Annotated in this window: 18 protein-coding genes; 7 read left to right on the top strand and 11 right to left on the bottom strand. The window is 56.0% G+C overall.

The genetic code is table 11. The features are described from left to right. Positions 1-474: 474 nt before the first annotated feature. Complete coding sequence (locus CES87_RS10245) at positions 475-2046, bottom strand: anti-phage dCTP deaminase (RefSeq protein WP_128606043.1); 1572 nt, start codon at positions 2044-2046, stop codon at positions 475-477. A gap of 203 nt (positions 2047-2249) precedes the next feature. On the opposite strand from CES87_RS10245, the gene CES87_RS10250 reads away from it, so the two are divergent. From CES87_RS10250 to CES87_RS10270, 5 genes are all read left to right on the top strand, one after another. Beyond that, the gene (locus CES87_RS10250) at positions 2250-3983 is read left to right on the top strand and encodes a class I SAM-dependent DNA methyltransferase (RefSeq protein ID WP_128606044.1); all 1734 of its coding nucleotides are present in this window, start codon (positions 2250-2252) and stop codon (positions 3981-3983) included. After that, positions 3973-5322, top strand: coding sequence for a restriction endonuclease subunit S (locus tag CES87_RS10255; protein WP_128606045.1), 1350 nt, complete (start codon positions 3973-3975; stop codon positions 5320-5322). Before CES87_RS10250 ends, CES87_RS10255 begins: the two co-directional genes overlap by 11 nt. A 131-nt stretch (positions 5323-5453) precedes the next feature. Then, positions 5454-8585: a type I restriction endonuclease subunit R gene (locus CES87_RS10260; protein ID WP_128606107.1), complete on the top strand. Its 3132-nt coding sequence runs from the start codon at positions 5454-5456 to the stop codon at positions 8583-8585. A gap of 793 nt (positions 8586-9378) precedes the next feature. Beyond that, positions 9379-11841: an AAA family ATPase gene (locus CES87_RS10265; protein ID WP_128606046.1), complete on the top strand. Its 2463-nt coding sequence runs from the start codon at positions 9379-9381 to the stop codon at positions 11839-11841. Beyond that, on the top strand, positions 11838-12605 hold the full coding sequence (locus tag CES87_RS10270) for an HNH endonuclease (RefSeq protein ID WP_128606047.1): 768 nt from the start codon (positions 11838-11840) through the stop codon (positions 12603-12605). The genes CES87_RS10265 and CES87_RS10270 overlap by 4 nt, the downstream gene beginning before the upstream one ends. Before the next feature lie 229 nt (positions 12606-12834). Here the strand turns inward: CES87_RS10270 and CES87_RS33010 are convergent, their stop codons facing one another. From CES87_RS33010 to CES87_RS10305, 8 genes are all read right to left on the bottom strand, one after another. Continuing rightward, positions 12835-13428, bottom strand: a complete 594-nt coding sequence (locus CES87_RS33010) for a hypothetical protein (protein WP_256590857.1) — start codon at positions 13426-13428, stop codon at positions 12835-12837. Then, positions 13425-13997: a hypothetical protein gene (locus CES87_RS10280; protein WP_128606048.1), complete on the bottom strand. Its 573-nt coding sequence runs from the start codon at positions 13995-13997 to the stop codon at positions 13425-13427. Before CES87_RS10280 ends, CES87_RS33010 begins: the two co-directional genes overlap by 4 nt. A 96-nt stretch (positions 13998-14093) precedes the next feature. Continuing rightward, positions 14094-15671 carry a DUF3987 domain-containing protein gene (locus tag CES87_RS10285; protein ID WP_128606049.1) on the bottom strand — a complete coding sequence of 526 codons (1578 nt, stop codon included), beginning with the start codon at positions 15669-15671 and terminating at the stop codon, positions 14094-14096. Continuing rightward, positions 15668-16738 (bottom strand): toprim domain-containing protein, encoded by a 1071-nt coding sequence (locus CES87_RS10290; protein WP_128606050.1) that lies wholly within the window; start codon positions 16736-16738, stop codon positions 15668-15670. Before CES87_RS10290 ends, CES87_RS10285 begins: the two co-directional genes overlap by 4 nt. Positions 16739-16741: 3 nt before the next feature. Further along, complete coding sequence (locus CES87_RS32360) at positions 16742-17074, bottom strand: hypothetical protein (protein WP_178081410.1); 333 nt, start codon at positions 17072-17074, stop codon at positions 16742-16744. Further along, entirely contained in the window at positions 17037-17282 is a 246-nt protein-coding gene (locus tag CES87_RS10295) for an AlpA family phage regulatory protein (protein WP_128606051.1), read from the bottom strand. The genes CES87_RS32360 and CES87_RS10295 overlap by 38 nt, the downstream gene beginning before the upstream one ends. A gap of 111 nt (positions 17283-17393) precedes the next feature. Beyond that, positions 17394-18290 carry a DUF6387 family protein gene (locus tag CES87_RS10300; protein ID WP_128606052.1) on the bottom strand — a complete coding sequence of 299 codons (897 nt, stop codon included), beginning with the start codon at positions 18288-18290 and terminating at the stop codon, positions 17394-17396. A 100-nt stretch (positions 18291-18390) separates the two neighbouring features. Then, positions 18391-19635, bottom strand: coding sequence for an integrase arm-type DNA-binding domain-containing protein (locus tag CES87_RS10305; RefSeq protein ID WP_128606053.1), 1245 nt, complete (start codon positions 19633-19635; stop codon positions 18391-18393). 281 nt (positions 19636-19916) lie between these two features. Between CES87_RS10305 and CES87_RS10310 the strand changes: the two genes are divergently transcribed. Together CES87_RS10310 and CES87_RS10315 are read left to right on the top strand one after the other, a co-directional pair. Next, entirely contained in the window at positions 19917-20156 is a 240-nt protein-coding gene (locus tag CES87_RS10310; RefSeq protein WP_095197216.1) for a type II toxin-antitoxin system RelB/DinJ family antitoxin, read from the top strand. After that, the gene (locus CES87_RS10315) at positions 20146-20448 is read left to right on the top strand and encodes a type II toxin-antitoxin system RelE/ParE family toxin (RefSeq protein WP_128606054.1); all 303 of its coding nucleotides are present in this window, start codon (positions 20146-20148) and stop codon (positions 20446-20448) included. The genes CES87_RS10310 and CES87_RS10315 overlap by 11 nt, the downstream gene beginning before the upstream one ends. A 62-nt stretch (positions 20449-20510) precedes the next feature. Here the strand turns inward: CES87_RS10315 and CES87_RS10320 are convergent, their stop codons facing one another. Both CES87_RS10320 and CES87_RS10325 read right to left on the bottom strand, forming a co-directional pair. After that, entirely contained in the window at positions 20511-21323 is an 813-nt protein-coding gene (locus CES87_RS10320) for a YfaP family protein (RefSeq protein WP_128606055.1), read from the bottom strand. A 3-nt stretch (positions 21324-21326) separates the two neighbouring features. Beyond that, positions 21327-22943 (bottom strand): DUF2300 domain-containing protein, encoded by a 1617-nt coding sequence (locus CES87_RS10325; protein WP_128606056.1) that lies wholly within the window; start codon positions 22941-22943, stop codon positions 21327-21329.

Consider the following 22943-nt stretch of genomic DNA (forward strand, 5'->3'; position numbering starts at 1 on the left):
GGGCTCGCGAATGGCGGCTTTGAGTCATTCTTTGCAGGGCAATCGGACGTGACATGCTGGTCAAATCCAGTACAAATGACTGGTCAAAAAACATGCAACCCTGTGAGATTACCCAGCTGCCGAGGGCATACCATTCGCGTAACTTGGGAGGCAAGGCATAAGGCAAGGCTCACAAACGCCAAGTCTCGGTTAGTTATATAGCCGTATGCTATTGACGATACGGTCGACTAAAACTGAGGTTCGCGATGATGCAGTGGAGGTACCAGGAGGCGAGAATCGCAGCACTTTCGCGCTGGTCATCATTTTTACGCGAAGCTCCGGTCGCATCAAGCAAGGCTCAATGGGAGCGACACTCACCAGATTGGACCCTTCTGGTGCAGGACTCAGGGTTTCCAAGTCAAAAACGAAGGAGAGCTGGTTGCCATCCATCTGTTTCACCATCAATTTATGAGTATCGTCAGACATTTCGAGCCACTACTTGTTCAAGCCGCGAGATTGTAGTGCCCGAAGCGCGAACGCTTCAAGCGTGTGAATTGCCTCAAGCGTTATGGACGTTACAGGAGATGCCTCGCGGACATGCATCTTCCCATTACCGTCCTTCCTTCCACTCGGGTGGGACGAGAAAAATTTTAAGAATCTGGATGGTGCGACCCCATCAAATGGCATCAAACGCACCTTCGCTTCATCGCTTTCCCGTTCAGTGATTGAGTCGGAGTGTAGCTTGGTGGCTAGGCTTTTCCTGTACGGTTCAAGGAAAAAAACTTCTTTTATACCTGCCGCTACCAAATGGCGGGCGCAAGAATGACACGGGTAGGTAGTTACGAACAGCTTGCCCCGACGAATCTGCGATCCTTTTGTCTCCCCGGCCGTCAGCAGCGCATGCATTTCCGCGTGAACGGCTCTCGAAAATTCGATGAGGCTCTTTAGCTGCGAGTCCTTTCTGATCATGGTAAAGGCCTTAGATCTGCTGTCTTCAGCCACCAACCCGTTTTCAATTAACCGATCCACCATTGCATTGGCGATAAGAGTTTTTTCTTCATCGTTGTAGCAGTGGCCCCCGTCCATGTTCCAGCAGCGGCGATCGTCGTCCCTAGATGAGTTCTGATCAACGGTTTGGTAGAGACCGCCAAACGCCCTGGGAACGTCGTTCCACCCGGTTGCGAGGATCTCCCCTTCTTCATTAGTGATCGCAGCCCCCACCTGGCGAGAGAGACACGCAGAATTTCGAGCGGCAGAAAATGCGGCATACATTGCACGCTCATTGATCGTCGGCGTGATGATGTTGGTACCCAGCATCAGCTCCAAGAATCTTCGAACTCGAGTGTTACGCTGCGAATCTGTCGCGGAGTCGACCCTAAGAAAGAAGTCAGAGAGCGGAAACGTCTCTTCCACACTTTGACCGTAATCGACCTCTTCACCCGAGTCCCGATCAATTAGCCTATGTATTTGGTCGTCAGGGCCCTTACGCTTCTCCAAGCGCTCGATACGCATGTCGATTGGTGAATAAACGCCTACAACATGCAACATATCGCCGTACACCGACCGTAGAAGCTGGAGCTCATCAATATGTTTTACGGAGTCGATAATGTGACAGCATCGACGTGGAGCCCGGGGCATGGTGAGCGTAGGATCGGCTTCAGGATTCTCTGCCCTTAGCTTGTTATCTGCTTCGTCTTGATGCTTTGTTCGTGAGAGCAGGATGTCTTGAATGGCCAGCCTGGCTAACACCGCATTCCCGTGCTCTTGACGCAGCTCATTCCCAGCTTCGATTAACTTCTCAATAGATTTCTCATTCTGTAGCCCCTTGATGCGTCGAATTTCATCGCTCAGCCTCAGGATTGCGACTTCCTCATAGCCAAAATCATTACTCAACAAAAGCTTTTGAAAGGTTTGTGCAACTTCGTGGAGTGGAGTACCCATCGGGCCGCAGAGGGCAATGACGATTTCAGAAGTCAGTGACTTTGAAAAAGCTTTTTTATCATCGAAGAGGTCACCGCTCACGGGGCCTTCGGAGCTGGCGATCAGAGCTACATTCGGAACTGCCATGTAAACGTCCAAGTGGCTTGGTGGGAATGATGGCAGTCTAGTCGTTCAGACTAGATATGTTTTGAGAAGTCGATCTTTCCGAGGAAGTCAGACGAAAAGGCATCAAGCCGTTATCATGCCGCTCATCTTCGCCCGGCCCTCGGTGGCTAGGTTTTCATTTTTGTCTCACGCGATTTTTCTGCGTCGAAGTTAGGTAATAGTCCATGACGGATCAAAAAGGCGCCGAACAGATCGCCAGTAGTCTCGCTGAACAGGCGCTCAACCAGGCCCGCGCTCGTTATACGCTAAGCGAGACCACCGCCAGCTCAGATCCGGAGCCCCTGAAGAAAAAGCCGGGGCGTAAAGCCGCTATCAGCTCCACCAGTAACACCTTGCAGGACCTGCAGAAAACCCTGTGGGCTACCGCTGACAAAATGCGCGCCAACATGGACGCCGCCGAGTACAAGCATATCGTCCTCGGCCTGATCTTCCTCAAGTACATCTCCGACAGCTTCGCCGGCCGCCGCGCCGAGCTGGAACGTCGTTTTGCCGATGCCAGCGACGACTACTACCTGGGCGGTGAGGTTGCCGAACTCCTAGCCAGCGAGCTGGAAGAGCGCGACTACTACAAAGAAGTGAATGTGTTCTGGGTACCGGGAGTGGCCCGCTGGGAGTCGCTGCGCGCCGCCGCCAAGCAGGTGGACATTGGCAAACGCATTGACGATGCCCTCGCGGCGATCGAAGCAGAAAACCCACCACTGAAAAACATCCTCGACAAGCGCTATGCCCGTGCCCAGTTGCCCGATGGCAAGCTTGGCGAGCTGGTCGATCTGGTCTCGACCATCGGTTTCGGGGGCGACGCCAACCAGGCCCGAGATCTGCTCGGCCAAGTTTATGAATACTTCCTAGGTCAATTCGCCAGCGCCGAGGGCAAGAAAGGAGGGCAGTTCTACACTCCGGGCAGCATCGTTAAAACCCTGGTCGCGGTGCTTAACCCACACCACGGTAAGGTCTACGACCCCTGCTGCGGCTCCGGCGGTATGTTCGTCCAGTCGGAAAAATTCATCGAAGCCCATGGCGGAAAACTCGGTGACGTGTCGATCTACGGCCAGGAGTCCAATCCGACCACCTGGCGGCTGGCCGCGATGAACCTGGCAATTCGCGGTATCGATTTCAACCTCGGCCGTGAGCCGGCCGATACTTTTATCCGAAACCAGCACTCAGACCTGCGCGCCGACTTCGTCCTGGCCAACCCGCCATTCAATATTAGTGACTGGTGGCACGGTAGCCTAGAGGGAGACCCGCGCTGGGTGTATGGCACGCCACCGCAAGGCAATGCCAACTATGCCTGGTTGCAACATATGCTGTTTCACCTCAAGGCCAGCGGGCGCGCCGGCATCGTCTTGGCCAACGGTTCGATGAGCTCCAGCCAAAATGGCGAAGGTGATATTCGTGCCGCCATGATCGCGGCTGACGTGGTGGAGGTGATGGTCGCCCTACCCGGTCAGCTGTTTTTCAACACTCAGATCCCGGCCTGTCTGTGGTTCCTCGCCAAACAGAAGACCGCTCGCCCTGGTGAGGTGCTTTTTATCGATGCTCGCAAGCTCGGTAGCAACGTCAGCCGGGTGCAGATCGAACTGCTCGACAGCGACATCGAACGCATTGCAAAAACTGTGGCCAATTGGCGCGGCGAACCGTTGGATCTCGGAGGTGAGATCGCGGAGTACACCGATATTCCCGGCTTCTGCCGCAGCGTGACCCTCGCCGAAATCGGCGACCATGCTCATGTGCTAACCCCGGGCCGCTATGTCGGCACCGAGGCCGTCGAGGACGACGGCGAAGCTCTCGCCGACAAGATGCAGAACCTCACCGCTCTGTTAGGGGAGCAATTGGCCAAGGGGGCGGAGCTCGATCAGTTAATCCGGGTGAGGCTGGGAGGGCTTGGCTATGAGTTCTGATTGCAGATGGACGCTGGGGGACTTTGTCAGCTTGCAACGCGGTACAACCTATAAAGGTGATCTACTCGGTTTGCCTGGGGCGGTGCTTCTTGGTTTAGCTTCGATTCAACCCAATGGAGGTTTTCGCAGGGGATCGTTCAAGACGTATGGCGGTGACTCCCCAGAAAAAATAACACTGACCCCTGGTGAAATTTATGTCTCACTAAAAGATGTGACGCAGTCGGGTGATTTGTTAGGTTCCGCTGCGCGAGTACCTAAAGATATTCAAAGAGGTCGACTAACCCAAGATACGGTAAAGCTGGTTTTTGATGGGGAGCCAATTTCTACGACCTACATTTATTGGTTGTTGCGAACTCCACAGTATCGAGAGTATTGCCGAGCCCACGGGACTGGCACCACCACGTTGGGGCTAGCTCGTGAGGATTTTTTGAGCTTTCCCGTTCCGCAACCAACTGAGGCTGAAGCCTCGTTGGTGATCTTACTTGAGGCACTCGAAAGTAGAATCGAGTTGTTAAACGAAACGAACTCCACTCTGGAGGCCATCGCCCAAGCACTCTTCAAATCTTGGTTCGTTGATTTCGAACCGGTGCGTGCCAAGGTCGAAGGGCTCCGGCCAACGGGTTTGGATGCAGCCACCGCTGCATTGTTTCCTGATAGCTTTGAAGAGTCGGAGCTGGGTTTGGTACCAAAGGGATGGAAGATTGGTTCTGTTGGTGATCTTGCGAGCGTTAGAGGTGGATTTGCGTTCAAAAGTGAGGATTTTTGTGAATCTGGTGTCCCCGTAGTAAAAATCAAAAATATTGTCGGCGATGGAACCATTGATCTAACCAACTTGCAGTACGTTAATCATGGGCAAGCGCTCAAATCTCAAAGATTTGCTTTGCAAGATGGTGATGTGTTGATGGCTATGACGGGAGCCACAATTGGAAAAAGCGGAATTGTTGTTACCAGCAAGGGCGAAGCCCCGCTTTTAAATCAGCGCGTAGCCAAATTTGAACCCACGCCATTTGGTCAAAACAATAACTGGTTAATTTATACTGCTTTTCAAAATTCATTTATGGCGGATCAAATAATAAATGCGGCGAGTGGTAGTGCTCAAGCAAATATAAGTACCACAGGGATTGAAGGCGTAAAGTTAGTTCTTCCGGGAAACAGCGTAGTTCTTAAAGCATTTGACGAAATAGTTTCTACAATTTTTTCAGGGTGGATTGAAAATCGCAAAATATTCAAGACCCTCATCCAACTCCGCGATACCCTCCTGCCGCGCCTGATCTCTGGTCAAATGCTACTCCCAGAAGCGGATGCTTCCGTCGAAAATATGTTGTCGGAGCCTGCCTGAGATGACTGTCGTCCGTAGTCCGAGCAAGCAAGTAAACAAGTAGGCGTCCCGACCTGTGAGGCGGGTGGAGTACCTAATTGAGCAGCAAACCGCTGTCCAAATTCGAGGCTTTAAAAGGGATTGATGCCGTAATGACCGAAGACCAATTGGAACAGGAAGCTCTCGGTTGGCTGGTAGAGGTGGGTTACACGCACCTGTACGGCCCGACTCTAGCCTATGACGGCGAAAGCCCTGAGCGTGATAATTACCGTCAGGTGGTCTTGGTCGAGCGACTGCGCAGTACCATGGCCAAGCTCAATCCTAAGGTGCCACTAGCCGCACGCGAAGATGCGCTCAAGCAGGTGCTCGAGCTGGGCCTACCCGTACAGCTGTCGGCCAACCGCCTGTTCCATCGCCTGTTGGTCAGCGGCGTACCAGTGCAGTACCAAAAAGATGGCGAAACCCGCGGCGACTTCGTCCGCCTGATCGACTGGGTTGAGGTGAAAGCCAACGATTGGTTGGCAATCAATCAGTTCAGCATCAAGGGGCCGAAACACACCCGGCGTCCGGACATCATCCTGTTCGTTAATGGCCTGCCGTTGGTGTTGTTGGAACTGAAGAACCCGGCGGATGTGAAGGCCGACCTGGGCAAAGCGTTCGATCAGATTCAGACCTACAAAGAACAGATCCCGGACCTATTCCAGTACAACGAAGTTCTGGTGATTTCCGATGGCAGCGAAGCCCGCATGGGTTCGCTGTCGGCCAATAACGAACGCTTCATGAGTTGGCGCACTATCGACGGCCGGGATCTCGACCCACTCGGTCAATTCAACGAATTGGAGACCCTGGTGCGCGGTGCCTTGACGCCGAAAATGCTTCTCGATTACTTGCGATACTTCGTATTGTTTGAGGATGACGGCCGGCTGCTAAAGAAGATAGCCGGCTATCACCAATTTCACGCCGTGCGAGCCGCCATTGAGCAGGTGATCAGCGCTTCACGCCCCGGCGGCAGCCATAAGGGCGGAGTGGTCTGGCACACACAAGGCTCGGGCAAGAGCATCACCATGACCTGCTTTGCTGCCCGGGTAATGCAGGACGCAGCGATGGAAAACCCGACTATTGTGGTCATCACCGATCGCAACGACCTGGATGGACAGTTGTTCGGGGTGTTCTCGCTGTCCCAGGATTTGTTACGTGAACAACCCGTCCAAGTAGAGTCACGGGGTGACTTGCGCAGCAAACTGGCCAACCGGCCGAGTGGTGGCATCGTCTTCGCCACGATCCAGAAGTTCATGCCGGGTGTGGACGAAGACACCTTCCCAGTGCTGTCCGAGCGCGCGAACATTGTGGTCATCGCAGACGAAGCACATAGAACCCAGTATGGCTTTGGTGCCGAGCTGAAAACCTCTGACAAGACACAGCCCAGCAAGAGCCAAACCCGTTACCAGGTTGGCTATGCTCAACACTTGCGTGATGCCCTGCCAAACGCCACTTTCGTTGCCTTCACTGGCACCCCGGTGTCTAGCGAAGACCGTGACACCCGTTCAGTGTTCGGTGAATACATTCACATCTACGACATGCAACAGGCCACCGAAGACGGTGCGACCGTCGCTATTTATTACGAATCGCGGCTAGCCAAGTTGTACTTGAAAGACAGCGAGCTCCCCGCGATCGATGATCAGGTTGATGAACTAGCCGAAGATGAAGAGGACGACCAGCAGTCACGACTGAAGAGCCGTTGGGCCGCACTGGAAAAGGTGGTCGGGGCAGAGCCGCGGATTCAAAACGTGGCGGCCGACCTGGTCAAACACTTTGAGGAGCGTAATCAGGGTCTTGTGAGCATGGGGCAGATGCCCGGCAAAGCTATGGTGGTGGCCATGAGTCGTGAGATTTGTGTGCACCTGTACAACGAAATCATCGCCTTACGCCCGGAGTGGCACGACGTAGATCCAGAGAAAGGTGCGATCAAGATCATTATGACCGGCAGCGCGTCGGACAAGGCCTTGCTCCGACCGCACATCTATTCGGGTCAGCTCAAAAAACGCCTGGAGAAACGCTTCAAAGATCCGCTCGACCCGCTCAAACTGGTGATCGTCCGTGACATGTGGCTGACCGGTTTTGATGCACCCTGCGTCCACACCTTGTACGTGGACAAACCCATGAAGGGTCACAACCTGATGCAGGCCATTGCCCGGGTTAACCGCGTGTTCAAGGACAAGCAGGGAGGCTTGGTGGTGGACTACATCGGTATCGCAAATGAGCTGAAAGCCGCCCTCAAGGAATACACCGGCAGTAAGGGCAAAGGCCGACCGACCGTGGATGCTCATGAAGCCTATTCGGTACTCGAGGAGAAGCTCGACGTTTTGCGCAGCCTGCTGAATGGATTCGATTGCATTGATTTCCTCACTGGAGGACACAAGCTGCTAGCAGGGGCCGCTAACCATGTGTTGGGTTTGGAAGATGGAAAGAAGCGCTTTGCGGACACCGCGCTAGCCATGAGCAAGGCCTTCACCCTGTGCTGTACCTTGGATGAAGCTAAGGCTGTACGCGAGGAAGTGGCATTCTTTCAGGCAATCAAGGTGATATTGATCAAGCGTGAAGTGAGTCAGCAGAAAAAGACCGACGAAGAGCGCGAGTTGGCAATTCGCCAAATCATCGGCAATGCCGTGGTTTCCGGAGAAGTGGTGGACATTTTCGAAGCCGTCGGCCTAGAAAAGCCCAACATCGGCTTGCTCGACGACGCGTTTCTCGCTGAGGTGCGTAATCTTCCTGAGAAGAACTTAGCGGTTGAGCTGTTGGAACGCTTGCTCGAAGGGGAGATAAAGAGCCGTTACAGCACCAACCTGGCACAGGAGAAGAAGTTCTCCGAGCTACTGGCTAATGTGATCAAACGCTACCAAAACCGTTCTATCGAAACAGCCCAGGTCATCGAAGAACTGATCGAAATGGCCAAAAAATTCGCCGCCGCGAGCCAGCGTGGCGATGTGCTTGGGCTCAATGATGATGAACTAGCGTTTTACGATACCTTGGCCAACAACGAGGCTTCAGTACGCGAACTGGGCGACGAGATTCTGGTCAAAATTGCCCACGAACTGACCGCTAGCCTGCGAGCCAACGTCAGCGTCGACTGGAGCAGCCGTGAAAGCGTAAGGGCCAAATTGCGCATTCTCGTACGGCGCATTCTGCGCAAGTACAAGTACCCACCGGATCAAGCCGAGGAAGCGGCCCAGTTGATACTAAATCAAGCAGAGACGCTGTGTGAGGCATGGCTCGATGCAGCGTAAGCCCATCCGGCGCACATTTGGTCAGCGGTGTCTAAAAGCCGCCCCCTTCAAGCGGACGGCCACACCTCATCCCCGAAAACACGTAAAAAAAAGCACCGTCTACTCGATTTTTTTGACGGGCTTCCAAGCAAGCCGTTCGCAACCCTCATTGTGTAGTGCCGAACCCTCACTAACTGACTCGGGAAACCGGTGATTAACCCATCCACTCCATACGCGCGTACTGGTATGAAAACCATCAAATATTTCCACGCCTCAAGGCGTGCGACCAATCATCCGTATGTTTCAGTCCAGCTGAGGTAACTGCTGGAATATGGTTCTGAAACCGAACCACATCACTCTCCAGTTTCTCTTCGATAGCCAAATGTTTGAACTCCGAACGGTTGCCCTTCGCCGGTGCTTGGTACCGAAAGGCTTACCAATGCGATTAGCTCTACCGAAAGGGCCATCATCTGCGCAGCAGCTAAAGCTCATCAATAAGCTCACGACCATTTGGCATATCTGGAACTAGATAGTGCATAAAGACCTCGACTGGCGAGCCTTGGCCTGTTGCCTTGTCCAAACGCGACGGTGGTGGTTGTTTCGACAGCCATAACCGGCTATTTTTCATGCCGCTTTGCCTCCGCCCCAGCATTTGTAAGGCGCTGCGGCTGCTCACGTGACTGTCCCCAGGCTCATTTTACCCACGATCTTATCCCTAATTCTAGCGGTTCCTGCAGCAACCAACCCGGGCTTGTGGGGCCACCCGCGGCGCAGGCCACTTTCCATCTATAAGGCTATGCAAAGGTAATGCACGATGTTTGACGAAAAGGATTTTGCCGTCGCCCAGTTCTGGAAGATGTTGAAGAAGCGTATCGCCTTACGCGCGCGAAGCGACGATAGTCAGGTGGATAAGGCTCTGCTGCAGATGCTATTTATCGTAGCTCTCGACCGGGATCTGTTATCGATTTCTGCTGAGAAGCCTATCCACATCAGGCATCTGTTGAACGAGCGGCACGATCAGGAGTTTGACCGGCAGTGGCGGGACATCCGTGGTGACTTAACCCGCATTCTGGACTTGCCACCGAAGGCTGAATTTTTTGGATCGATCATCGACAGATTATTCTTCACGGAAGCATTCGAAGCCATTGACGATCATCTACCCCGTTCGCCGGACGAGGTGTTGAAACTGTTCGATTATCTGTTCTTCGCCAGTGCGGCCGCTGATCTTGGGGCCAGTTCACGTTACCTAAGCATGGTCGCCAGGTTTTCAAGCATGTTAGCTGGTCGAGCTTACAGACGAGTCGAGGCATTCGCCTTGACAGGTGAATTCCTGTCATTGAATCCCTCCGGAACGACTGCCATTCCTCCTGCATGGGACCCTGCCATTGTGCAATTCATCAAGGGATGGGAGTTTGAGTTGCGACTTCGCATGGCTTTCCTACATGTCGGTACGAAACAACTCGCTGAGGAGGTCTTTGGTGACATCGAGCTCCTGTCTGGGGATTTTGTCCTGATTGACGCTCCTCGGAAGCTATCAAATCGTGCGCCAAGCGCATTTCAGCATCAGCGATCAGCATCCGCTGCCGACAGTTCTGTGCAGATGCTGGGCGCGCTGCTGAGCCGCAATCATTTTCTCGAAGGCGTGGTGATGGTTCGCGGATCAGAACGGACCGCTATCAAACACGAGCTTCAAAAAGTGCGAGAGTGGTTGGTGGAGTCGAAGATGCTGGTCGCAGTGATTGATTTTCCCTCGGGCAGCCGTAATACGACTATTTCCCATAGTGCGTGGGTGCTTCGTGCTCATCCGACCTTTCCGCGAAAAGCGGTGCTGATGGCGGACATGCGAGCGCTACTGCCTGCCAATCATCGTGATGGCTGGACCGCGCTGGCCGAGTTCGCAGCTCGTCTGGTCCTTGCGTGGGAAGGCGATCTAGCTCATGCCAACTGGTCGCTGCCGGAGGGGACCAACAGCAGCGACAAACGCCTGCACAATATCTACCTGCGAGAATTCGGGGGTGGTTATCGTGACGTGACAGGGGTATGCGTGAGTGTGTCAAGGCAACAGCTGTTGGCGAATCATTCTCGTCTACAAGCCCGTGACTACTTGGCCTCTCAGAAGCCCCGCATCTGGACTTCCGGACTGGATAATGCCGCTATCGCCCAACTGCTGGCAGCAAAGCGAGAGCCCCGTGAACCAATCTATGTGATTGGAAACAATGGTGAGGGTAAGAGCCTGCTGCTGCGTGAAATTGCAGAACAGTCTGTTGAGCAAGGGCGCACCACCATTGGGGTGGCTTTTGGCTTTAGTGATCGGTTTCCCCATCGAGCCCAGAAAAACAAAGAGGACGTTTTTTTCCGTTATGAGGGTACCCGCAACGCTAATTCGACAGCGTCAGCAAAGAAGCTTGCCTTGGACATGGGTAAGAAGATGTTTGACATTCATTGTGATCCTCATCGACTGGCTGCGTTCAGTATGGGATTGGAACTGTTGGATTTCAGGGCGCGGCGGTATTTGGTGCCTTTTACATCTGAATGGGACAGCCAGGATACCGATTTGCTGGTCAGCTCGACCGTTCTGCTGAGCGACCTCGCCAGGGAAAATATCGGTTTGGTTGAGCCGAGCGCTCTGGCGAGTATGCAGCCTGCGCTGGGGCGCATGAGCACGCGCAGTGAGGTCACACCATTCTCCGAACTGAGTTCGGGAGAACAGCAAATGCTGGCCTTGCTGGTGAAGGTGGCAGTTTCGGCGACGCCAAACGCACTCATATTGATCGATGAACCAGAGATAAGCCTGCATGTGAGTTGGCAGCGCTTGTTGCCCGTCATGCTGAGCAGGATGTGTGAGCACTTCGAGTGCGACATGGTGATAGCGACGCACTCTCCTCTCCTGGTAACGAGCGCGTTGACCGCCAGCAATCATTGCTTTGTTGCCCGAGATCAGCAGTTGATCCCTCTGCGAGTCCATGATCGTGGTTCTGTTGAGCGGGTACTGTTCACTGGCTTTGGCACCCATACTGAAAATAACCGACAAGTACACGAACGCTGTGCTGCGATTGTCTCGGAGGCCATTAAAGCCGTGAACACGGAGCATCAAAATCTACAGGCCGTCACCCGCTTAAAGGAGGAGCTGGTTGCGATGCGCCGTACCGTCCACTCGGCAACTGGGCAATTGCGCAGTTCATCCCTTGATAGCGAACTTGTGCTCATCGAAAAAACTCTCGAGGCATTGGGTCAGTTGCAAACCTGGGCTCAGGAGACTGGGGAGGGTGGGCGGTGAGTCTGTTACCCGCAGGTCGTGACCGGCAAGCAGAAGAAGCGGAGTATCTGGCGAAGAGCCACAAGAGGGTGAAGCGTCGGCCCCATGCAGCGAAAATCATGAAGAGCGAGAATTTCTTCGATGCTTCACGCAGGGAAAGCCGCGATGTCTGGGGCGCATTCTACGCGACTGAGTGGCAGACACCAGCAGGTCTAATAAAGGGAGCGGAGCTGATGGCTGCCCTTCGCGATCATTTGGCTGAGTTGCAGGACGAGCAGTGTTGCTATTGTCGGGAACCTCTCCTTAAAGGCGGTTACTCCCGCCCCATTGAACACGTCCTCCCCCGGTCCGAGCATCCAAGATTCACCTTACATTTCTGGAATCTTGCAGTCAGTTGCGAGCGCTGCAACCGGCTCAAGGGCAAGACACAGTCCGAGACTTTTGCGCGTGTGCTCTCCAGTTACCCAGACCTTGCGGATTTCGTGTCTCAGTATCATCCAAGGTTGCATGATTATGATATGCACATCAAATACACCGCCATTGTTCAGAATGGGGTCAATATTCCGTTGTATGCCGGTCGGACCGTCCATGGTCGAAATCTTTGCTCGCAATTCCTTCACGCGGCCGCGCTCGAAATGACCCTTTTATCGCCCAAGTCAAAGTTTTATGGGGACGTGAACACCATTCAAAACTTTATCGTCAGTCATGACGAGGCTGCCATTGACAAGGTTCAGGCGGTTCAGACTGCATTGCTCGAGGCCATGGTCAATGCCGCCACCGGTTGAGAATGACGCGAGTGAAGTGACGAGACCGACCTGATCACAGGTCGGTGCTTGCAGAGGAGATGATCGAGCGATGAGGCGTCGCTCAGGCACTCGTGAGTAATGTTTCGCTCAATCCAGGATCTCACGACGAATCTTGTCCTGCTCTCGCAACTCCTCGGCCAGCTCTCGCAGCATCGGCCTCACCCCACCCGTCCAGGCATTGCGCGATGAAGCCGTCTTACCCTCGACGCTACGTGGTCCGGTGCTTTGCTCCCAAGGTCGCCATTGCCGGATCAGCTCCGCCTGCCTTGCCCGTCGCTCGGGTGTCCAGCCGTTCGCCATGCTCAACCTCCAATAGTTCGTTCTGCGCTTTTTTGGTTTTCCGCGTGCGCGCGGGCTTCTCTTGAATACCGTTGTTGACCTGGACCTGATTGCCGATATTCGCCTGCTTCACGAAAGCAACCTGCTTGGGGGTTTTGAGTTCGCCCAAGGTCTGCAAGGTGGCCCGGGCCTGGTTCTGAGCCTTAAGTGCGAGACGCATGTAGGACTCCAGCCCGCTCATTTGTTTAGCCGAGAGTGCACGAGTCGTGAGCTGCGTGAAAAGAACGTTTAGAGTATGAGCCTGCGCCACTAGCATGTTTTCTGCTTGAGTCATGTCACCGTTGTTGATTGCAGCCGTCTGCCGGCTCAATTCGAGGATGACCTCGGTAAACGGCGTTTCGCCGATCAGGTTACTGCTGACAAGCAATGCGGCGCTCAAGCACTCCGGAGTCAGATAATTAATGGCGAGGGCCTGCTCCTCCGTCTCCGCCATAGCGAACTTTTTTGCCGGGATATTACTCATTCGCTCGTCTCCATCGGGGTGTTGTTATAACGCTGGCGCAGATCAACACCAGCCGCGCAGTAACGGCCCGTTGCCGAATAACATTCGTCGCAGCCCATCAAGTGGTTGGTGTGTGCCACATCAGCCTCTCGCCATGCCTGTGACGCTGTAACGGCGGTGAGGATGATGTGCTGCGGCTTAACCTCCTCCACGGCGCGGACCTCGACCGATTGCTCGACCCGCCGCGGCCGGTCGATCCACGCTGGGTTAGTACGGATGATGTTGGCCACCAGCACGACATCCGCATCGGCCAGTTCGACAAGGTCGTGCGACTCCAAATGCCGCTCTTCCAGCAATACGGCTGGACGGGTCTCGAGCAGGTGTGCGACACGCGAAAGCCAGGCACTCGATAGCATCGAGTCGTTGGCCGCATTCAGAGCGATGATGATCTCGATCTTGTGCGCGGCCAACTCGGCCAGCAGGTCGTCAGACGGTGGATGAACCGCACGCAGTTGCAGGCAGCCATCCTGGCTGACCACCATCTCGACACCGGCCGTACTCGCGCGGTGCATTAGCTCGGCGGCGCTCAAAGCTTCAACTCCCACATCTGTTCGCTTTTCACGTTTGCGGATGCAGGGAGTTGCGGATTCTGCGGATTCTGCGGAAGGCCGCGCAAATGCTGGGCTTCAGCATGCGGAAGTTTGCGGAAGCGCTGCTGATGCTGGACGGGGAGCGGAGGCAAACTGTGCAACTTCCGCAACTTTCCGCAGATCTTCCGCAATCGCAAAGCCACGCAATTGCTGGGTTTCCGCAGAATCCGCAGCTTCCGCAAGGGGATTGATCTTGAATTGCTTGCCGTCGCTGCTCAGCAGGTGGTGATGTTTCAGCAAAATGGCCAGCACCTCGTCACGCACCTTGGCCGAACGAACTGCAGCCGGCCCCGACTTGCCCAGATCATTGGCGTGAAACTCTTGCCACTTTGCAGCGCGCTTGGGATCGCGCAACCAGCTCATCAGCTCGGCGGCGAGCTTCATCTCGGGACCATTCGCGCCTGCGTCGATGTAGCGCAGCCACTCATCGAGAGAATAGCGCGCCAGCATGCAGGCGCGACGCATGCAGTCGGCATCGATCTGCTTGACACCCTCAAAGCAGCCGAGCACCGCAGCCAGGCGCAACGCCTGTTCGGCGCTTCGGGCGGCGAACGGCTTCATGCCAGCGAACATCCCGAGCGGCCCGCGCTCGCTTTCGATCTCGTTTCGGAAGTCCACCCAAACCTGTTTAGCCTCTGCATCAGGCTCCAAAACGGGTGGGGCGACCTCACCGGTTTCCGGGTCAATATGTTCCGGGCTGGCGGCGATCTCTTTGCAGCGCGACCAGTACGCTTGCAGACGCGGGTCTGCGTAGGATTTGCGCTGCAGTGACTCAATAGTGATGAAGCAGGTGCCGGCCAGACTATCCGGCGCCGCGAGTAGGAAGCGTGCAAGGAAGCCCTGCCCGACCAACAACGGATTGCTCAATGCCTCCGCCACGGTTACCGGTTGCGCCATCAAGTGAATACTCAGGCGGCGGTTGTAGGCTACGCCGGAACCTTCCAGGTTGCCGCGCGAGCGGGTGCGCTCGAATTTCCCCGAACTAAAGACTGTAGTCAGGCCGCCAAGGGTCGCGGCCACAGTGTCAGCCTTGAGCGAGTGACCGCCGAGCATTTGCCCGCCTTCGTCCGTGTCCCAGCTTGCAGCCGCTTTGCCCCGGATGAAATCACCAACCAGCGGCTCGAAAGTCGCATCGCTGTATTGGGTTTTCGGATCGGGCGGCAGCGGGTGTGCAGCCAAGAACTCTTCACGCGCCTTGCCCTTCAGGCCGGCAGCCATTGTCTCAATCTCCGCGCAGGCTTGGCGGTGGCGTGCGCGCGCCTCCTTCTCCGCTTCGTCAGTTGTCTTGAAGGCCAATTCACGCGCGCTCGACTTGCCCTCCCCCGAATCGAACAGTGACAGCATGAACAGCGAGCAGGGCGCCCCTTCAGGTTTGCCGTTGGGGTGCCAAGCGTTGACCCGGGGCTGCGCCATATGGGTGCCCGCGCCGACAACGCACTGTCCGGCGATAGCGGCAGGCACCATTGCATGTTCGACAATGGCCTCGACTGCGCCGCGCATCACGTAGGGCAAGGCGTCCAAGGGATAGAGCGTCGGCGGCGCGGTATCCGGTAGCAGCGGCTTAGGCGCCAGCCCAGCCGGGGTCTGAATTTCGGTCATCAGGGGCGCATTCATACCCGCACCTCGTGCCAGACGGCCAAATCGTTGAAGTCGGACAGATGCAGCGGCGCACCCTCCGGCCAGGCCGGCAGGACGTACCCGCAGTTGAGCATCGAAGCCGCATGGATGGCCGCCAGCTTGCCCGCGTTGGGCTTGCCCTCAGCTTCCTTGGCGCGGTCGTCATCGCCGCCGACGACCAGCACGGCATTGGGCTGGAGGTGCTTCAACTCCAAGCCAGCCGGCAGCAAGTTACCGGCGCTCATTGCAGCGACTACCGGCTTGCCGGTCTGCTCGTGAAGTGTGGCAGCCGTTGCAATGCCCTCGACGATGAACAGCTCGACGCCAGCCTCAATACGCCCGAACAGGCAGTAGCAACCGCTGATCCGGCCACCCGAAAGGAAAAGCTTGATGCCATCGGACTTGATGCGTTGGAGGCTCACCAATTCGCCGCGCCAGCAGATGGGAACCAACAACTCGCTGCCGAGCTGACGCAGATGATGGGGTTTGATGCGCTTGCGAACCAGGTACGGATGGTTGGGGTCAGCCGGGCCAGCGAGCGCCCAGTCGCGACGCGCACTAGCGGCGGCCTCCTCCCACTTGGCCCGCGTTTCTTCATCTTCTTGCTGCTGACGCTGTTCACGCTGGCGGGCCATACGCTGGCGCGCGACCTCCTCGTCAACATGGTCACGCTTGTGGTCCACGCCGAACTGCAGCCCGAGTTGCCCGGCAAGGATGCGGGCAGCCTCGATCTGCGAGCAGCCGCGCAGGTAGGCCAGCAGCGACACAAGGTCGCCGCCTTTGTCGCCGCTGGCGAAGTCGTTCCATTTGCCGGTGTGCAAGTTGATGCTGAACGACCCGGGCTTACGGTCACCGCGTACCGGGTTGGTCGGCCAGTACTCTTTGCCCTTGCGAGTGCCATCTGGCAACCAGTCGGCCAGCAGATTGTCGGCAGCGGGCAGAGCCGCACCGGCGATGCGCTGAATTTCAACATGGATAGACGCCAGCGCAGGCTTGCCAGCGCTGACTTTCTTCAGGCCGAACGCTGCCGGCCCGCGTTTTTTTGCGGGTTGTTTGATGTGCATGGGTTACGCCTCCTGCGGGGTCAGGAAGTTGCCGGATACCACGGATTCGGACGGAATGCTGCTGCAGGCGTAGCCATCAAGCAGCGAGAGAACCTCATCGAAGATGAAGTTCTCATCATCCTCGATACGGCAGTCGGTATTGGTCATCATCGCCCCCAGGACCAGCCAATACAGGGCGAACTGCGCCGTTGTAATCAGAAGGCTGGAGACGGAGCCACAAAGGAACAGGCGCTTGATCGGACTGACAATCCGGCCGCGAGTGCGGCCGCTCTGCCGGCAAAGGGGTGGCCATTTTTCATTACTGGCACTCCCCCATCTGCTCGGAAATCCAGGCATCTACCTCCAGCGAGTCCCAGCCTACCGCGTGGGCGCCAGCGATGCGCCGGGCCTTAGGAAAACGGCCCTCTTTCATCAGGTCATAGATTTTGGTGCGACCCAGGCCCGTGACTTCTTTCACAGTCGGCAGGCGCAGGATGCGGCGCTGGGCGCGCTCTGCGCGTTGCGTGACTACTTGTGCGGCGTGTGCTTGGTTGGTTGCGGCCATCTTCGTCTTCCTTTCGACTTTGCAGCTCGCGCTGCGGATGGCTACGCATTGAATAGACCAAAGCGGGCAATTTCGATCCAAGTTTTATCGATCAAAAACTTACGGAAAATTTCAGTCCTCGAAAACCACCGAACCAGCCGGGGCTTGAGTCACAGCCTCGACAGCGGCTAGCGCTCTAAGTTCTGACAGGTCGCGCATCAGACCAATAGCCAGCGGAACGACTGTATTGTTGAACGAGCTGTCGCCTTTGACATAACCGACCGCATCGGCCATCACAACACGATTGATGCGATTGCCGGTCAAAAGCTCCCAAATCCGAAGGTCAAGATACGGCAACAAGCCGTAGCGAACCCATCGTTCATACATCTTATTTTTCCCCTTTGGTCCGCAGAACTGCGCGGCCCTAGCCTCTTTTAGCAATGCCGAGAATGCTTTTTTCAGCACGCTGTCAGGTACGCTTAAATCAACTTGTATAACAGGCGACGCAGGGGCACCTTTGTAATAATCGATGGACAACGGAGTTGTCTGGTCACTGGGAAGGACTCCGTGCAGGAGCGGAATCGCCGGTGGCCGATCTGGCAGAGGTTGAATCTCAGAATTGATTGCCGCCCACTTATGGTATTGGCTCTTTTTCACCTTGCCGTCTCTCACCGCCTGCTTGTCTCGGGCCATTTGCCTGGCGAGATCATTCACGCTGACTGGTTTGACCGGTAGACACGGACTATCTGAAACCCATTGGTTTGGCATGCTTTCTGGTTGATCCTCGATAGGATTCTCCCAAATCTGACTTGCCCCTTCTTCCATGCCCCACTGCCACGTCATGCAGAGAGTGTCTTGAAGGAATTCCGGTACATCTTGAGAGGAGTCATCCCCAGGGTAGTGCCTCAGCAGATCACTGCGTCGCTCCAGTTGTTTCATCCACTCAAAAGCCCTGAACGATTCAGCTCCCTTGTATTTCTTCAGGTCGAACCACCCTGGCAGATCTTGCAGTCTTGTAATTTTGGCCACTGCTGCGCCTCCACAGGCAACCTACACAAAAAAGGCGACCAGCCAACGAGGTAGGTAATCTCGCTTTTCGCCCCGTCGGACTAGACTGGTCATAACTCGGTTAGGCGCGCTTGAAGTCGCCTTGAATGACGTTTGCCGCTGGCGGCGTGGTAATGAATTTCGCCCAATCAGCCATCAAGGCGCGGCGCTTCTCGATGAAATCGGATCGGGAATAGGCGGCCTCGGTCTGGTCACGCTCGTCGTGGGCCAAGGCCAGTTCGCAGACTTCACGAGGATACTGAGTGTATTCGCTTGCCCAGTCACGGAAGCTTGACCGGAAGCCATGACGGGTCACTTCATCATGCCCGAGGCCGTGCAACAGGTTGCGGATTGCGTTGGCATGCATAACGCCAGTCTTGCCCTGACCAGTGAACAGGTAGGAGCTGTCCTCAACGCGCGGCAGGCCTTCCAGCAGCACAACAACTTCCGGAGCCAGAGGAATGTTGAAGGCCTGGCGCATTTTCATCCGCTCGGCAGGCAGCGACCAGATACCTGCTTTCAAGTCGAACTCCGACCATTTTGCAAAGCGGACCATGAGTGAGCGCGCGCCAGTGAGGATTAGCAGGCGGGCCGCCATAGAGGCGCGAGATTGGTCCATCGACAGCTTGACCATAAGCGTCGGCACATCCTTCCACTTCATCGCTGGGAAGTGCTGGCGCTGGCGAGCTTTTTTCTTTTCCACTTTGCTCAGCAGGCTGTCCAGATGCCCGCGCCAGCGTGCAGGATTGTCGCCATCGCGCAGCTTGTGCGCCTTGGCGGCATCTAGGACCTGCTCGATTTGTCCACGCACCTCGTCGGCGGTGCGGGTCTTGGTTGCCCAGATGGGGCGAAGTACTTTCAGGACCTGCTCGGTCTGAACCTCAGCAGCAGGCAGCTTGCCGATGATGGGGAAGGCATACAGCTCCAGTTTTCGCAGCCAGCCCTTACGCCACTTTTCCGACCAGGCAGAACCATGAGCATTGCGGTATTCAGTCGCAAGCGACTCAAAAGTCACCCGACGCGATTGCGCTTGTCGCTCGGCTTCGCGCTTCACCTCTCGCTCAAGATCACGGGCGGCCAGAGGGTCACTGCCAGCAGCCAAGATCTTGCGTTGATCTGCGGCCAGTTCGCGGGCCTTCGCAAGAGTGATGATTGGATAAGGACCCAGGCCCATTTCACGACCTTTGCCCTCAATCTTGTAGCGGAAAATCCAACTGGACACCCCAGCTTTGCTTATCTGGAAATACAGACCATCACCGTCGTTGGTTTTGCCTGCGCCTCCAGACCGGGCAAGTGATTCGATTGCCTTGATCGTCAGCTTGCCCATAAAGCCTCCTCAGTCCGACCCACACTTTGACCCACACCCTAATCGCGGTTTCCAGCGATATACGGCGGACACTTATGAACTGATAGTAGGCTTAAAGCCTTGTAAAATCTAGGCTTTTAGGAAATCTGCGAAAATCTGCGAACTAAAGAAATGCCGGCCACAAGCCGGCTTTTTAATGCCTGAAAGAAAGTAGACCCATCGTCTGAAAGCGCTGTTTGGGGGTTGTCGGACAAGGCAACGATTGCTACCGTAACGACAAACGTCATTACAGGTATTTCACCATGGCCTCCATCAACATCCGCATCGACGATGAGCTGAAGCAGCGGTCCTTTGCCGAACTGGAAAAACTCGGCGTTACACCCTCCGAACTTCTGCGTCAAACCCTTCAATACGTCGCAGAACGAGGCAAATTGCCTTTCAAAGCTGCATTGCTTAGCGAAGAAGATGAAGCGCTTATCGCAGTTGTCACAGAACGCCTTGCCGCCCCCCAGCGAGTAAAGGTAAGTCTGGATGACCTATAACCTTGAATTTGATCGTCGTGCATTGAAAGAGTGGAACAAGCTGGGCGATACCTTGCGCCAGCAGTTCAAAAAGAAACTCGCTGAAGTGTTGGAAAATCCTCGCGTCGAAGCCAACCGACTTCGTAATTTGCCGGATTGCTACAAGCTAAAGCTGCGCACTGCCGGCTATCGTTTGATCTATCAAGTGCTTGATCAGGAAGTTGTGGTGTTTGTGATTGCGATCGGTAAACGCGAACGTGAGGCCGCCTACCAAGATGCACAGGACCGAATCGGTCAGCAGCCTGCTGACTAATTTGATTTGTCGCAGCACTGCTGCGACAAACACACTTCAAAGAGAGGCTCACTCAGCCACTATTATGGATAACTAAACGCCTTAACCAACGTCAACTCCCCCACCGCCCGCATCGGCACCAGAAACGTTTCCATCTTCTCGCTCGGCGTCCCCTCTTGCGTAATCACCGTCACCTGCGCCGTCGTCAGCGGCTGAACCGCATCCTCCTGCCCTTCTTCATCACTGCGATAGCCACCGCCGAAGTAGTTCACATACACCAGATACTGCCCTTTGATCGGTGCCGGCATGGCGAATATCTCGGGGCCGTAGCCGGTGGTGACGTCGACATCGAGTGCTGCGCCGTTAGGCGCTACGCGGTCGCCGTACCAGATGTGGGCGCCGTCGGGTGTGATGAGGTGCAAGTCCAGATCTGTGCCATCGCTGTCCCACGCCAACAACACTCGCAACTTGGCAGGTGTCGCTCCGCCACTGGCGTTGAAAAATTGCGTGCGCCGGCGTTGCTGGCCGTCGGGGCTGCGGACTTCGACACTGTTGCTGCCATTGGGGAATGAGAATGGGCGATCAAATCGGCCGGCGGGATCGATTTTCAGGGGCATGCTGACGCCGTTCACGATCAATCTGCCGGGCTCATTGGATTTAGGTGTGGTTTTGATCTGTCCGGCGATGCGAGCGGTATTGGCCTGCCCTGCCGGAGTGTTTACCGAAGAGGCGGGGTAGTTGACGGTCTGGCGAAAATTTTCGCCCTCGCCTTCGGGCGCGCCGGTACGCCAGCCGCCGACCGGGGTGACGAGTTTTACGCCGTCGGCGGCCATCGCAGGCGATAACGCCGCGAACGCGCAGAGCAACAGCAAGACCTGTGGATAGCGAAGTGTCATGGTCTATTCCAGCAAAAGGTGGCGGGCGAGCCCTTCGATGTAAGTTTCATTCTGGCCATTGGGGTGTGCTTCGAAGGCCAGGTGCAGGTACTCGTGAGTCAGGTCGAGGCGATCTTGCAGCGTGAGTACGCCGCGCACGTAGATGCGCTGGCGTTCGCGATCGACATAGGGTCGGCCAAAGGTCAGGCGGCAAACCGCGAACGTGCTGACTTCGTTGTAGCCGGTTTCGCTTTCCAGCCTCGGGCGCCAGCCGCGCCGTTGTTTTTGCAGCCAGTCCTGTGCGGCGGGCAGCGCTTCGCAGGAAGCGACCGGATTGTCCCAACGGCTGAGGCTGGCGCGTGGATAGGCGTGCAGCAAAATTGCATCGTAGCGCTGGCCAGCATTGGCCTGCTCGACGGCTTGCTGCCAGGACAGTTTGTCCGGGCCGGGTTGATCGGAATGGTAAGTGACGGTGCTGCCGGCCAGCACCAGATCACTGGTCCATGCGGCGATGCTGCGCGCTTCGGGGCTGGCCGGGCGTGGGGCAACACGCTGGCGCTGACTGCTGTCGTCGATGCTGAGGCAGTCGCCATTGCGCGTAGCGTTTTGCAGCAGGTAGGTGCGGATGGCCACGGCCAGGGCTTTGGCGGCTTCGACAGGTTCGGGGGTGGCTTCGCGCTGAAGCACGCGGGCGACGTATTCTTCGCGATCCAGACGGGCGACGAGCTTGTCATTGAGTAAAAACAGTTCGCCATCGCTATGGATATCGAGTTGATTGCCGTTGGCAAATTCGACGCGGTAGTCGCCTCGCAACGGCCCTGAGGATACTTCGCTGTTGCCCGCCAACAACCGTTTAAGCGGATAGCGGGAGAACAGGCTGACTTCGACACAACGCCCCGCGTCGGTTGGCCACTCAACAGGCACGACCGCCGACACTGCCTGGGCGTAGTCACGCAAAACCCGCTGACTGGTCCCGCGCCCGCCAGCCCAGATCGGCGTACCGTCCGCAGTCCAACCGGCAAACCCACCCTGACGCGAAGAAGAATCCTGATCTCCCAGCCAGCTCCAGGTTTTCACTCGCAAGCGGCTACCGAGTTCACCCACGACGTTGCCGTCAGCGGCATTCAAGACCACATCGAGTAACGCCTGCCGCGCCCGTTCCTGCGCTGGCATCACCGCCAACATCCGCAACAACTCAGCCACCGAAACCCGCGTCGCAGGCTGCAGTGAACGCAAATTCGACAACCACTCCGGCGCCTGCCGCGATTGCCAGTACGCCCGCCAACTCGCATCGCTAATACCCAAGCGTGCCGGGTTAAAATACAACCCACAGGACTTCACCAACGCCTGATCCCGCTCGATCTTGCCGCCCGCGGAGCAGCAATAAACTTCCTCTTTCAACTGCCCGCGACACTCATAGGCCGGCTCACGAGCGCCGGTATCCACCAGCCAGCCGTACACAAACAGCTTCCACACACTGCCCAATGGCGTCTGCAACGTATCGGGCAACGGCTCGCGTGCCAGCAGTTGAGTCCGGCTCAAAGACAATAACTCCCCTTTGAAAGCCACGCGCAACTGTTCTTCCTGCGCCACCACCAGCGCTGGAATCAAACACAGCAGACAGACCAGAAGACGGAACAT

The organism is Pseudomonas sp. ERMR1:02 (assembly GCF_002277815.1).
Classification (GTDB): Bacteria; Pseudomonadota; Gammaproteobacteria; order Pseudomonadales; family Pseudomonadaceae; genus Aquipseudomonas.